Raw genomic sequence first — 13,848 nt, 5'->3', positions numbered from 1 at the left:
AATAATTATTAAATTTTTTATTGACCTAAATGTAATATAAATTTAAAATAATAGTTAGATATCTAATAATTAGATATCTAACTATTGTGTAATTTTATAATAATTTATTTTTAGGAGGCAAAGAATATGAATGATGGAGAGTTAATTAAAGTATTTATGAAACTAAAAAGGGTTCATCGTAAGAGATGCCATGATGAGTTTAGAAAGTGTGATATATCAAAGGGGCAACCTAAAATATTAAATTATTTAGCAGAAAATGATGGAAGTATACAAAAGGATATAGCTAAAAATTGTAATATTGAACCTGCAACGGTTACGAGTATTTTATCAACTATGGAGAAAGCTGGTTTTATTGAAAGAAGGCTTAATACAAATGATAGAAGAATTATTAATGTATATTTAACTGAAAAGGGGAAAATAACTCAGAAAAACTCTCAAAGAGCTATTTATGAAATTGAAAAAGAATGCTTTAGGGATTTTACTGAAGAGGAAAAGGAGCAAGCAAAAAGCTTTTTTGAAAGAATGTGTAATAATTTAGGTAAGGGAGAGGAAGAAAAAAATGACTAAACTACTTAAATACATTAAAGGAAGTGCAATTATTTATACTATTTTAGCGCCTTTAATGATGTTTATTGAAGTTATAATGGATTTGAATCAACCTAAACTTATGTCAGATATTATAGATATAGGTGTTGCAAATGGTGATATTACCTATGTATTAAATGTTGGGTTCAAAATGATAGTAGTTGCTTTTATAGGTATACTAGGTGGAATGCTTTGTGGGTTTTTTTCTACTTTAGCTTCAATGAATATGGGAAAAAATATGAGACAAGGTTTATTTAATAAAATACAAAGTTTATCATTTTCGGAGATAGACCAATTTAAAACATCATCACTTATTACTAGATTAACCAATGATGTAACACAAGTTCAAAATATGGTGATGATGGCACTAAGGGGAATGGTTAGATCTCCACTAATTTGTTTAGGTGGAATTATAATGTCACTAAGTATTAGTGTTAAGCTATCAATGATATTTTTAGTTGTAATTCCCTTAATAATATTAAGTGTAATTGTAATAACAGCTAAATCAACTCCATTTTTTACTGCAATGCAAAAGAAAATAGATAATGTAAATTTAGTTATGAGAGAAAATTTATTAGGAGTTAGGGTTATTAAGGCATTTGCTATAGAAGATAAGGTAAAAGAAAGATTTAGTTATGCAAATGATGATTTGATGAGTACTAGTATTAAGGCTCAAAGCGTAACTATACTTTTATGGCCATTAGTTACATTGATAATGAATTTAAGTGTTGTTGCTATACTTTGGTTTGGTGGAAATTATGTTAATGAGGGTTCATTAGAAATAGGAAAGATAATGGCATTTATAAACTATTTAATTCAAATAATGAGTTCTTTAAATATGTTGGTAATGACTATCATTAACTTTTCTAGAGCAAATGTATCTGCAAGCAGAATCAATGAAGTTTTAGATGTGGAATCATCAATAACGGACAAAGAAGATGCAAAGAAGATAAATAAGTTTAATATAGAGTTTAAAGATGTTTACTTCAAATATAATAAAGATGGAGATTATGTATTAAAAGGAATATCTTTTAAGGCTGAAGAGGGAGAAAAGATTGGAATTATAGGTGCTACAGGAAGTGGGAAAAGTACATTAATATCACTTATTCCAAGATTATATGATACAAGTAGTGGAACTGTAATGATTGGAAATGAAGATGTTAGAAATTTAAAAATAAATGAATTAAGATCATTAATTGGTGTTGTACTTCAGGATACAACTCTTTTTTCGGGAAGTATTGAAGATAACTTAAAGTTTGGAAAAGAAGATGCAACTGAAGAAATGATGATAAGTTCAGTAAAAGATGCTCAAGCTTTTGAATTTATAAATGCAAATAATGAAGGATTCAATAGGGAAGTTGGACAAAGAGGTAAAAATTTATCTGGGGGGCAAAAGCAAAGAGTTTCTATTGCAAGAACATTAATTAAAAATCCTAAGATATTAATTTTAGATGATTCAAGTAGTGCATTAGATATGGCAACTGAAGCAAAACTTCAAAAGTCAATTAAAAATAGAATGAAAAATTCTACTGTATTTCTTATAGCTCAAAGAATTTCAGCTGTGAAGGATTCAGACAAAATAATAGTTTTGGATAATGGTGAAATTGTAGCAATTGGAAATCATGAGGAACTAATTAAAGAGTGTGAGATATATAGAAGTATTGCCATATCACAACTAGGGGAGGAGGTTGTTTCAAATGTCTAGTAGAGCAGCAATACAAATGAGACCAGGAGCAGGTCCACATAATCTTCATAAAAAAGAGGCAGAAAAAATTAAGGATTTTAAAGGAACTGTAAAAAGGTTAGTTGGATACCTAATTGAAAAGAAAGCAAGTATTTTAATAGTATTTATTTTATGTTTTGTTACTACATTAATTAGTATATTTGGAACTAGATTAAATGGATATACAATAGATAATTTTATTGAAACGGGAGATATGAAAGGTTTAGCTTTTATATGCACAATATTAGTTTTAATGTATCTAGTAAATATTTTTTCAACATACTATCAAAATATAGTAATGCTAAAAATAGCGCAAAGAGTTTCAGCAAGAATAAGAAAAGATTTATTTATTAATCTTCAAAAACTTCCACTTAGGTATTTTGATAATAATTCAAGTGGAGATTTAATGAGTAGGCTTACAAATGATGTTGATAATATAAATACAACATTATCTCAAAGTGTAACACAGCTTTTTTCAGGAATAATTAATGTTGTAGGAATGTTTATCGCAATGGTTATATTAAGTCCATTATTAACATTAATAGGAATGATAACAGTACCTTTAACTTTTATAACCACAAAAATATTAGCAAAGAAAACTCAAAAATTTTTCGTAAAGCAACAACAAGAACTAGGAAACTTAAATGGGTATATTGAAGAAATGGTGTCAGGACAAAAGGTTGTTTTATTATTTTCAGAAGAAGAGAATGTTAAAGGAGAGTTTTCTGAGATAAATGAAAGACTAACTAAAAGCGCAATAATAGCACAAGGTGTATCTTCTTTTATGGGACCTATAAATAACTTTATAAATAATATTTCATATTTAATAATTTCTGTAGTAGGTGGATATTTAATATTAAAAGGATCTGCAATTACAGTTGGTGTAGTATTTTCATTTTTATTATATATGAGGAATTTTACTCGTCCTATAAATGAAATAATGAACTTGTTTAATACTATTCAAAGTGCACTAGCAGGTGCTGAAAGAGTATTTGAGGTTATAGATGAAGAAAAAGAAAAGGATAAAGAAGGGGCAAAGTCTATAACTAATATTGATGGTCATGTTGAACTTAAAAATGTAACTTTTTCTTATGAAAAGGGAAAAGAAATATTAAAGAATGTTTCAATAGAAGCCAAAAAAGGTGAGGTTATAGCAATAGTAGGGCCTACAGGAGCAGGAAAAACTACTATAGTTAACTTACTTACTAAGTTTTATAAAATTGATAGTGGTGAAATTTTAATTGATGGTAAGAATATTGATGATATAACAAGAGAAAGTTTAAGAAAATCAGTAGCAATGGTACTTCAGGATACTTATTTATTTTCAGAAAGTGTTAGCGAAAATATAAGATATGGTAGGTTAGAGGCTACAGAGGAAGAAATAATAGAAGCAGCTAAAATGGCAGATGCACATCATTTTATAAAACAACTGCCAGAGGGATATAATACAATTCTAGCTGATAATGGTTGTAATTTATCACAAGGACAAAGACAGTTATTAGCTATTGCAAGAGCAATATTATCAAAAGCATCAATATTAATATTAGATGAGGCAACATCTTCAATAGATACAAGAACAGAAGTGTTAATACAAAATGCAATGCTTAAATTAATGAAAGGAAAAACAACATTTGTTATAGCACATAGATTAAGCACAATAAGAAATGCAGATAAAATTCTAGCATTAAAAGATGGAGAAATAATTGAAAGTGGAACACATAATGAACTATTAGAGAAAGATGGGTTTTATGCTAGTTTATATAATAGTCAATTTAAAAATGGAAGTGAAATTTAAATTAATTTTAGGGTCACTTTTTGAAGAAATTATTTATTTAAGTAATTGAAGAAGGAGCAAATCATTCAGATGATTCTTGGAGGAGAATATTTCCAGAGTTTTTAGAATGGGTTTTAAAAGGGTAAGAATGATTTAACTAAATAAATTACCAAAATGTTGATAAAGAATTTAATTAGCTTAGAATAAAAGGTGTTTATAATATGGCACCTTTTTAGTTTATAAGAACAAAGGAGAAAAGATATGATAGTAATGTGTCCAGGATGTTCTGGTATAGATCCAGAATTAGTGAAAAAAGAATTCAAAGATGAAAAAATAGTTTTTGGCTGTATTGGAGAATGCGGTGGAAGAATGGATGAAAGTATAGTAGCTATGATAAATGGAGAATTCGTTGAAGCAAATAGTGAAGTTGAATTTATTAATAAAGTTAAAAATATCTTATCAGTCAAGTAATATTTTTAATTAATAAATTAAGTTGTTGAAAAGAGATTGTTTTGTTAAAAGTTAAGGAAATACTTTTTCTAAACGTAGAAGGTATAATTTCAATTAACTAAATTATCAAAAAGTTAAAATTTAGAGTAAAATAACGAAAAGAAATTAGAGTTATGGTAATAATTGTAAATGAGTAATAAAAAATAGTGACAATTTAGATAAGTAATTTAAGTGTCACTATTTTTTGTATAAATGTTATATTATTATTTAATATATTTTTTTAGAAAAGTTTCGATTGTCGTCCAATATAGCTGAGGATTAACGTAACTTGCTTTTGCATGCGCAGCACCAGTGATAACTAATTTTTCCTTTTCACCTGGAAAGGCATTATATAGTTCATCAAGCATGAAAAATGGAACAAAATCATCCTTATCACCATGAATAAATAAAGTTGGAGTTATAGATTTTTTTATTTGTTTAATTGGAGAGACCCTACTTATAAAGAAGCCAGCTTTAATTTTACAAATAAGGCTTGCGACCTCAAGCATTGGGAATGAATGCAACTTAAATAATGATTTTAATTGATATGCAAATTGACTCCAAGCTGATGTATAACCACAATCTTCTATTATAGCTTTAACATTACTAGGAAGTTTTTCGCCAGAAGTAGTCATTACAGTAGCAGCTCCCATTGAAACCCCAAACAATGCGATTTCAGCATTAGCGTAGTTGTTAATAATGTATTTAGTTAAATCAACAATATCTAATCGTTCATCCCAACCCATTCCTATGTAATTTCCTTCACTTTGACCATGACCACGTAAATCAGGCATTATAATATTGTACCCCATTTTGTAAAAGTTTTGAGCATAAGAAGCCATTAGCTTACCTTGTGATGTATATCCATGTACTACTATTGCCCATTTATTTGAAGTAACTTTATTTTTTATAAGGTAGTTATGTAATTTCAAATTATCTTTTGAGGTAATGAACAAATCTTCATAGTTGCTATATTCAAATAACCATTTCTCACTATCTATGCTTTTAACGCCACTTGTCTCATCTTGATTAGTTTTAGTGGATTTATTATTTGAATCATTATTTTTAAATACTAAATCTTTTGGGAATTTTGGATTTAGTCCTAAGTTGTACAAGTAATTACCACCATAAAATATTAATGCAATTACAGCAATAATTATTAAGCATAAAATAATTAGTCCTAGTCCTTTCATACGTACACCTCTAATATTTAATTATAATACTATTATAACATGAAATAATAAAGAAAGTGTGTAAATAAATGTTAAAAAGAAGCATAGGATGAGTAGTATAAAAAGTCTTTCGGGGGATGCAATGAATAAAAAAGTAGTAATTATTATTAGTGGTTTGATAATTACAAGTGGTATATTAAGCACTAACAATATCAATTTTCAAAACAAAAGTAATAAAGAGATAAATATAGTAACTGCAGTTTCAGTTAAAGATAATTATTTTATTATTCCAGATAGTAGTACAAGATATTTAACTGAAGATGATTTAAGAGGATTAAGTGATGAGCAATTAGAAATAGCAAGAAATGAGATATATGCAAGGCATGGATATCAATTCAAGCAAAAGAAAATGAAAAACTATTTTAATAATCAAAAGTGGTATATTAGAAGTAATTATGAAATTACAACTGATGATTTAAGTGATATAGAATATGAAAATGTCATGTTAATAAAGAAGGTTGAAGAAGAGGGATTTTCAAATAGCAACGATTGTTATTATGGAGATTTTATAATTCCTGATAGTAACACTAGAAAGGTTAGTGCAGATGAATTAAAATATTTATCGACTTATGAGTTAGCTATTGCAAGAAATGAAATATATGCAAGGCATGGATACATTTTTGTAAGTGATGAATGGAAGGATTTTTTTGTTAATGAAGATTGGTATACTCCAACATCATATTCTGTAAAGCTTAACAGTATTGAAGAATATAACGTAGCTATGATAATAAAAGAAGAAGCAAGAAGATAGAATTAATATAAAACATGAGCTCCTATATAGTTTGAAATAGGAGCTCTTTATAAATAATATAAATATTTTATTTTCCACTATCACCATAATTAGATAAAACTCTAGCACTTGGATCATTAACATTACAGCCTTCCCAAGATTTATTTGGCATCCAAAAATCCTTAATCCATTTAGCATTTCCAGCATAATATTTTTCAAAAGTATCTCTATATAAAAGAGATTCTTTTGTGAAAGGTGTACAGTAGGTATATTTTTCTTTAGCAGCTTCTAAATCTTCAGAAGTATATTTTTCTTCAGCATATTCTTTTAGATAATCAACTAAAGAGTGCCCAACAGCATCACTAAATGCTGCTTTTTCGCGATATAGTAAAGAATGTGGTAAATAGTATTGTCCATCAAATGCTTTTCTTAATAAATATTTTCCTTTATTGTAACTGTTGATTTTCTTAGCAGGATTAATACTCATTACATAGTTTACAAAATCTATATCAGCAAAAGGTACACGACCTTCTAAGGCGTGTGCTGAAATACAACGGTCAGCTCTTAGCACATCATACATATAAAGTTCTCTAATTCTTTTTTGAGATTCCTTTTGAAATTCACTTGCTGATGGTGCAAAATCTGTATATTTATAACCAAATAATTCATCACTAACTTCACCAGTTAAGATAACTTTTAAATCAGTATTTTCATGAATATATTTACATAATAGGTACATTCCAATGCTTGCTCTAATTGTTGTTATATCAAAAGTTTCTAGATGATAAATTACTTCATCTAATGCACCTAAAACATCTTCTTTATTTATTATTACTTCAGTATGATCTGTGCCTAAATAGTCAGCTGCTTGTTTTGCGTACTTTAAGTCAATTGGGTCAGTATCCATACCTATAGCAAATGTTTTGATAGGTTTTTTTATTATTCTTTGAGCGATAGAACATACTAGAGATGAATCTAGACCTCCACTTAATAAATAACCAATTGGAGCATCAGCATGAAGCCTCTTTTCAACAGCAGCAATTAGTTTAGTTCTTATATTAATGAATATTGTATCTAAATCATCATTGTTTATGAATTTCGTTTCTGATAAATCATTATAGCAAACAAATTCGCCATCTTTATAATAATGTCCTGGAGGGAATGGCATAATTTCTTCACAATAATCAATTAAAGCTTTTGCTTCACTTGCAAATGAAATTTTATGATCTTCTTTTGTGTAACCATAAAACATTGGTCTTATTCCTAGTGGATCTCTTGCAGCCATTACTGAATCATTTTTTACATCATATAAAACTAAAGCAAATTCTGCATCAAGCATTTTACACATTATCTCTATACCATATTTTAAATACATTGGTATTAATACTTCACAATCACTATTTGAATGAAATTTATATTCTGGTAATAGTAATTCTTTTAAATTATTGTAATTATATATTTCTCCATTGCATACAACTTCACAAGAAGAGTATTTAAATGGTTGATTACCATTAGATGATAAATCCATTATTGATAAACGGTTAAAGCCCCAAGATAAACCACTTTCAATAGAAGAATAAGTATTGTCTGGACCTCTATGAACTACGTTTTTTAAAGCTTTATTAAAATCTGATAAAGGTAATTTGTCTGATGAAAATACAACAAAACTACACATTTCATTGCCCCCTTTTAATAAAAATAAAAAGGCCCGCTTTTAGCGAGCCTTGTACAAATTCAAGTTATTTGGTAATTAAAGGCTCAGATATATTAACTAAAAAGTTATAGTTAAGAAAACAATGTAATTAACTATAAGATTGTCAGCTTATATGAATCATCGCCTTTGATGATATTAAATTTAAAAAAGTCTATTTGTTAAATTATATTATAAACATAGCAAAAATGCAACTAAAAATTATAAGTTATGGAATAAATAGTTAAATATGTTTAAAATTGAGGTGGGGAATGATAGAAATAGGCCAATATATACTAATAAAATATAAGCTTAAAATAAGGTTTAAAAGTATAAAAGAGGGAAAGGATTATGAGATAAAGATGAATACAGTATATAGATAAATAGTAATAAATGATGTACAATATTATGGAATAATAAAATCTTTGAATAAGAAAAAATTCAAAACAAGGAGATTAACAATGTTATTAAGTGAATTAGTATGTAACTCAAAATTAAAGTATAGTTGCACAAATGAAATAGATTATACAAAAATAGAAATTAAGGATATAACAAGAGATACGAGACAAGTTATTGATGGGAGCATGTTTATAGCTGTTATAGGAGTAAAAGTTGATGGACATGATTTAATAAATGAAGCTATAGAAAAAGGGGCAAAAGCTATTATTCATAGTAAAGAGATAAATGACATTAAGAAGGGAGTTGCATATATAAAAGTAGAAGACACTAGAGAATGTATGGCTATAATAGCAAAGACTTTCTTTAATATACAAGATAGTGATTTAATATTCTTAGGGGTAACAGGTACTAATGGAAAGACTACCTCAACATACATGATGAAGCACATATTAGAACATGCAGGAAATAAAGTTGGACTTATAGGTACAATTGCTAACTATATTGGAGAAAAAATGATTCCAACAAACATGACAACTCCAGAAGCTATAGAGTTATTTAGACTTATTAAAGATATGAGAGAAGCCGGATGCACATATTGCTTAATGGAAGTATCATCTCATGCATCTGCAATGGGAAGAGTAGAAGGATTAAATTTTAGCAGAGGGATGTTTACAAATTTAACTCAAGACCATATGGACTATCATAAGACATTTGAAAATTATTATAATGCAAAATTTAAGTTTATAAAGGGCGCTGAAAGTACTGTTATAAACTGTGATGATCAATATGGAAAGAGAATGTTAAGTACGTTGAATGAAACAAGTACTGATAATAAGGTAGTTACTTCATATGGAGTAAATGATGGATATGTTAGAGCTAAGAATTTAGATTTACAAGCAAATGGATCAACATTTGATTTATATATTGGAGATGAATTTAAAGGCAATGTAAAACTTCATATACCAGGACTTTATAATATTTATAATGCATTAGGTGTTATAGGTATGTTAGTAGTTAGTGGATATGTTACTGCATTAGATGTTATAGAAGCCTTTGATACAATGAAAGCTGTGGCAGGAAGATGTGAAAGAGTATATCATGATAAAATGAAATGTACAGTAGTTGTAGATTATGCTCATACTCCAGATGGACTTGAAAATATTTTAGAAACAATGAAAGAAGTTGTTAAAGGTAAATTAATAACTGTATTTGGTTGTGGTGGAGATAGAGATAAAACTAAGAGACCTTTAATGGGAGCAATTGCCGAGAAATATAGTGATGTTACAATAGTAACTTCAGATAACCCAAGAACAGAGGACCCGCATAGTATAATAGAAGATATATTAGTAGGAATTAAGGATAGTCATACTGTTATTGAGGATAGAAAAGAAGCTATAGAATATGCGTGTAGAATTGCAGGGAAAGATGATATAGTTGTTATAGCAGGAAAAGGTCATGAAGACTATCAAATAATTGGAACAATAAAACATCATTTTAGTGATAAAGAAGTTGTAATTAATTATTTCAATGAAATTTAAAATTTGGGAAAAGTAAAAAAATAGGGATGCCGAATATTGGTATCTCTATTTTTTTAGAAAAATATTTTAAAAGAAATGTTGAAAAAGTTTACAAAAAAGGAGCGAAAAAATAAAAAAAATTTTATTTTTTAAAACTAGCATAATAAATGTACAAAATATCATAAAAATATACAAGGGGGAATTAAAAAAATTGTTATTATATAAGTGTAAATGATTTAATCATAAAAGTACATTTTTAAATATATATTATAAAAATAATGAATTTAAGGTGGGATAATTTATTATGGTAAAAAATAATTTAACTGAAATCTTAAATGAAAGATTTCAAACAACAATTGAAAAAGCAACAAACGAACAAGTATATTTAGCATTATTAGAAATGACAAAAGGATGCATTAAAAATAAAGGCACAAATAAGGGATCAAAAAAATTATATTATATTTCAGCAGAATTCTTAATTGGAAAATTACTTTCAAACAATTTAATTAATTTAGGGTTATATGATGAAGTTAAAGAGGTTTTATCTGCTAACGGAAAAGAGTTAACTGAGATAGAAGAAATAGAATTAGAACCTTCATTAGGAAATGGTGGACTTGGAAGATTAGCAGCATGTTTCTTAGATTCAATAGCTACTTTAGGTTTAAATGGTGATGGTGTTGGTTTAAATTACCACTATGGATTATTTAAACAAGTATTTAAGGATCACAAACAAACAGCAGAAAAGAATCCTTGGATAACATCAGAAGGTTGGTTAAATAAATCAAACATTAAATTTGATGTATTATTTGGTGGATTCAAAGTAACTTCAACATTATATGATATAGATGTTACAGGATATAATCAAGGTTCAAATAAGTTAAGATTATTTGATATAGATACAATTGATGAAACGTTAGTTAAAGATGGAATTAATTTTGATAAAGAAGACATTAAAGAAAATTTAACTTTATTCTTATATCCAGATGATAGTGATGAAGCAGGACACTTATTAAGAATATATCAACAATATTTCATGGTAAGTAATGCAGCTCAATTAATTATTTTAGAAGCTGAAGAAAATGGATATGATTTACACAAATTAGATGAGCATGCAGTTGTTCAAATTAATGATACACATCCTTCAATGGTAATACCAGAATTAATAAGATTATTAGGCGAAAAGGGTATAGAAATGCAAGAAGCTATCGGTATCGTTACCAGAATGTGTGCATATACAAACCATACAATATTAGCCGAAGCATTAGAAAAATGGCCAATTGATTACTTAGAAAAAGTAGTTCCACAATTAATGCCAATAATTAGAGAATTAGATAACTTAGTAAGAGCAAAATATGATAATGAAGAATTATATATAATAGATAGAGATGATAGAGTTCATATGGCTCGTATGGATATGCATTATGGATTTAGTGTAAACGGAGTTGCTGCACTTCACACTGAAATACTAGAAAAGGAAGAATTAAAGCCATTCTATGATATATATCCTGAAAAATTCAATAATAAGACAAATGGTATAACTTTCAGAAGATGGTTAATGCACTGTAATAATGAATTAACAAATTACATTACTAGTCTTATTGGAGAAGATTTTAAAATAGATGCAACTAAGTTAGAAAACTTAGGTAAATTCATTGATAATAAAGAAGTTTTATCTAAGCTTGAGGAAATTAAAAAGCACAATAAAATTGCTTTAAAGAAATACTTAAAAGATACACAAGATATTGAAATAGATGAAAACTCTGTTTTTGATATTCAAATAAAGAGACTTCATGAATATAAGAGACAACAAATGAATGTTTTATATATCATTCATAAATATTTAGATATAAAAGCAGGAAATATTCCAACAACTCCAATAACAATGATTTTTGGAGCAAAGGCAGCACCAGCATATATAATTGCACAAGATATAATCCATACAATACTTTGTTTACAAGATATCATAAATAATGATCCAGAAGTAAATAAATACTTAAAGGTTGTTATGGTAGAAAACTACAATGTAACTAAGGCTTCTAAATTAATACCAGCTTGTGATGTTTCAGAACAAATTTCTTTAGCATCTAAAGAAGCTTCAGGAACTGGTAACATGAAATTCATGTTAAATGGTGCTTTAACATTAGGAACAGAAGATGGTGCTAATGTTGAAATTCATGAATTAGTTGGAGATGATAATATCTATATCTTTGGTGAGTCAAGTGAACAAGTAATTGAACACTATAAGAAAGGTGATTATATTTCAAAGAAATACTATGAAAAAGAAAATATAAAAGAATTAGTAGACTTTATCGTTAGCGATGAAATGTTAAAAGTTGGGGATGAAGTTAACTTAAATAGATTATATAATGAATTAATTAACAAAGACTGGTTCATGACATTACTTGATATAGAAGATTATATTAAGACGAAGGATAAAGTATTTGAAGATTATTCAGATAGAGAAACTTGGAATAGAAAAGTATTAATTAACATTAGTAAAGCAGGATTCTTCTCATCAGATAGAACTATTGAACAATACAATAATGATATCTGGAAATTAAAATAATACCTGGTAGGGGAGTGCAGTATTGCGCTCCTTTTTTTTATAAATAAATAAAAAATATACTGAACATACTATTATAAAAGTAATATATATAGATAAAGTTTAATTTATAGTAGTTTATAATATTCTTTTGCAATATTAACAACGATATATTAACATAAAAATACAATGATAGGATAAAAAGTTATGTAGGTATGGAGGAGATGTTGGTTGATACAAGAAATATTTAAAAATATAGATATAAAAATAATTATAGAAATAATATTTAAAACAGTTTTATGTGTATTGTTGGTTGGGATTATTGGATATAATAGAGAGAAAAAGGGTATGGTTGTAGGTATTAGAACTCATGTTGTAGTTGGTTTAGCTGGATTACTTATTCAATTAACATCATTAGAATATTATAGATTAAATGGAGGGAATAATGATGTTTTTAGATTAGCAGGACAATATATTTCAGGTATTGGTTTTTTAGGAGCAGGTACAATCCTTAAAGATAAAAGAAGTGTTAAAGGATTAACTACAGCTGCGTCTATTTGTTTAGTTGCCATTATTGGTTTATCAGTTGGATCTGGAACATATATTAGCTCAATAGTAATTACTTTTGTTGCCTATCTTTTTTTAAATGATGTATTTAAATTTAAAAAGATAATAACAATAAAAAGGAATTCTAATGCCCATATTGAAGTTGAAATAAGTGGATATATAATGACTACTGTTGAGGCTATAAAGGATATGTTTAGAAATTTGGGGGCAGATATCATATCGATAGAAGTTAGCAAGCAATCAACAGAAAAAACTAGAGTGAGGTTTAAGGTGAATTTGGATGATGAAATAGATATTAATGAAATCTTAGCAGAAATAATTGTATTTGATGAAGTTAATAAAGCTGAGTTAATAGAACATAAAAGTACTAGATAACGGTAGATAATCTATTTGTTTTAGGAATTATAATTAAAGAAGGAAATGGTTATTATAAGTAAATTAAAGTTTTTATTTATTATCTATTTAATATAAAAAAGTGGCGAAAGCCATTTTTTTTTTTGCACTATATAAACAATCAAATTCAAGAAGATTTAGCTTATGAACAAATGAGTCTAAAAGAATACATAGAGCCATTTGACGGGTGGTCATGATTTATACATA

Annotated in this window: 10 protein-coding genes and 1 pseudogene; 9 read left to right on the top strand and 2 right to left on the bottom strand. The window is 27.5% G+C overall.

What is annotated here, in order from left to right; translation table 11 throughout:
• The first annotated feature begins 126 nt into the window (after window positions 1–126).
• The 4 genes from I4V63_RS03475 (at window position 127) to I4V63_RS03460 (ending at window position 4,553) form a co-directional block, all read left to right on the top strand.
• Window positions 127–567, top strand: a complete 441-nt coding sequence (locus tag I4V63_RS03475; RefSeq protein WP_195999906.1) for a MarR family transcriptional regulator — start codon at window positions 127–129, stop codon at window positions 565–567.
• Complete coding sequence (locus I4V63_RS03470) at window positions 560–2,290, top strand: ABC transporter ATP-binding protein (protein WP_195999905.1); 1,731 nt, start codon at window positions 560–562, stop codon at window positions 2,288–2,290. Before I4V63_RS03475 ends, I4V63_RS03470 begins: the two co-directional genes overlap by 8 nt.
• Window positions 2,283–4,103 carry an ABC transporter ATP-binding protein gene (locus I4V63_RS03465; protein WP_195999904.1) on the top strand — a complete coding sequence of 607 codons (1,821 nt, stop codon included), beginning with the start codon at window positions 2,283–2,285 and terminating at the stop codon, window positions 4,101–4,103. The genes I4V63_RS03470 and I4V63_RS03465 overlap by 8 nt, the downstream gene beginning before the upstream one ends.
• A 240-nt stretch (window positions 4,104–4,343) precedes the next feature.
• Window positions 4,344–4,553, top strand: a complete 210-nt coding sequence (locus tag I4V63_RS03460; RefSeq protein WP_195999903.1) for a DUF1450 domain-containing protein — start codon at window positions 4,344–4,346, stop codon at window positions 4,551–4,553.
• Window positions 4,554–4,795: 242 nt separating this feature from the next.
• Here I4V63_RS03460 and I4V63_RS03455 read toward each other — a convergent pair whose 3' ends face one another.
• On the bottom strand, window positions 4,796–5,764 hold the full coding sequence (locus tag I4V63_RS03455) for an alpha/beta hydrolase (RefSeq protein WP_195999902.1): 969 nt from the start codon (window positions 5,762–5,764) through the stop codon (window positions 4,796–4,798).
• A gap of 121 nt (window positions 5,765–5,885) precedes the next feature.
• Here I4V63_RS03455 and I4V63_RS03450 point away from each other — a divergent pair, with 121 nt between their 5' ends.
• Window positions 5,886–6,554 carry a YARHG domain-containing protein gene (locus I4V63_RS03450; protein ID WP_195999901.1) on the top strand — a complete coding sequence of 223 codons (669 nt, stop codon included), beginning with the start codon at window positions 5,886–5,888 and terminating at the stop codon, window positions 6,552–6,554.
• Between the two features lie 67 nt (window positions 6,555–6,621).
• Here I4V63_RS03450 and asnB read toward each other — a convergent pair whose 3' ends face one another.
• On the bottom strand, window positions 6,622–8,208 hold the full coding sequence (gene asnB, locus I4V63_RS03445) for an asparagine synthase B (protein ID WP_195999900.1): 1,587 nt from the start codon (window positions 8,206–8,208) through the stop codon (window positions 6,622–6,624).
• 476 nt (window positions 8,209–8,684) lie between these two features.
• Between asnB and I4V63_RS03440 the strand changes: the two genes are divergently transcribed.
• The 4 genes and pseudogenes from I4V63_RS03440 to I4V63_RS15910 form a co-directional block, all read left to right on the top strand.
• Entirely contained in the window at window positions 8,685–10,160 is a 1,476-nt protein-coding gene (locus I4V63_RS03440; RefSeq protein ID WP_195999899.1) for a UDP-N-acetylmuramoyl-L-alanyl-D-glutamate--2,6-diaminopimelate ligase, read from the top strand.
• 283 nt (window positions 10,161–10,443) lie between these two features.
• Window positions 10,444–12,705, top strand: coding sequence for a glycogen/starch/alpha-glucan phosphorylase (locus I4V63_RS03435; protein ID WP_195999898.1), 2,262 nt, complete (start codon window positions 10,444–10,446; stop codon window positions 12,703–12,705).
• Window positions 12,706–12,912: 207 nt separating this feature from the next.
• A complete protein-coding gene (locus I4V63_RS03430; RefSeq protein WP_195999897.1) occupies window positions 12,913–13,623 on the top strand; it encodes an MgtC/SapB family protein in 711 nt (236 codons plus the stop codon).
• A gap of 128 nt (window positions 13,624–13,751) precedes the next feature.
• Window positions 13,752–13,838 (top strand): annotated as a pseudogene (locus tag I4V63_RS15910) (IS200/IS605 family transposase); the annotation flags it as partial.
• Between the last annotated feature and the right edge of the window lie 10 nt (window positions 13,839–13,848).

The sequence above is a fragment of the Clostridium sp. 1001271B_151109_B4 genome (assembly GCF_015670405.1).
In the GTDB taxonomy this organism is placed as follows: Bacteria; Bacillota; Clostridia; order Clostridiales; family Clostridiaceae; genus Clostridium.
Note: the sequence above shows the minus strand (reverse complement) of the source record. Positions and strands in the feature narration are given on the sequence as shown.

Excerpts from the sequence above, each read along its gene's own strand:
- I4V63_RS03475 (WP_195999906.1), top strand. The coding sequence starts at position 127 with ATGAATGATGGAGAGTTAATTAAAGTATTTATGAAACTAAAAAGGGTT.
- I4V63_RS03470 (WP_195999905.1), top strand. The coding sequence starts at position 560 with ATGACTAAACTACTTAAATACATTAAAGGAAGTGCAATTATTTATACT.
- I4V63_RS03465 (WP_195999904.1), top strand. The coding sequence starts at position 2,283 with ATGTCTAGTAGAGCAGCAATACAAATGAGACCAGGAGCAGGTCCACAT.
- I4V63_RS03460 (WP_195999903.1), top strand. The coding sequence starts at position 4,344 with ATGATAGTAATGTGTCCAGGATGTTCTGGTATAGATCCAGAATTAGTG.
- I4V63_RS03455 (WP_195999902.1), bottom strand. The coding sequence starts at position 5,764 with ATGAAAGGACTAGGACTAATTATTTTATGCTTAATAATTATTGCTGTA.
- I4V63_RS03450 (WP_195999901.1), top strand. The coding sequence starts at position 5,886 with ATGAATAAAAAAGTAGTAATTATTATTAGTGGTTTGATAATTACAAGT.
- asnB (WP_195999900.1), bottom strand. The coding sequence starts at position 8,208 with ATGTGTAGTTTTGTTGTATTTTCATCAGACAAATTACCTTTATCAGAT.
- I4V63_RS03440 (WP_195999899.1), top strand. The coding sequence starts at position 8,685 with ATGTTATTAAGTGAATTAGTATGTAACTCAAAATTAAAGTATAGTTGC.
- I4V63_RS03435 (WP_195999898.1), top strand. The coding sequence starts at position 10,444 with ATGGTAAAAAATAATTTAACTGAAATCTTAAATGAAAGATTTCAAACA.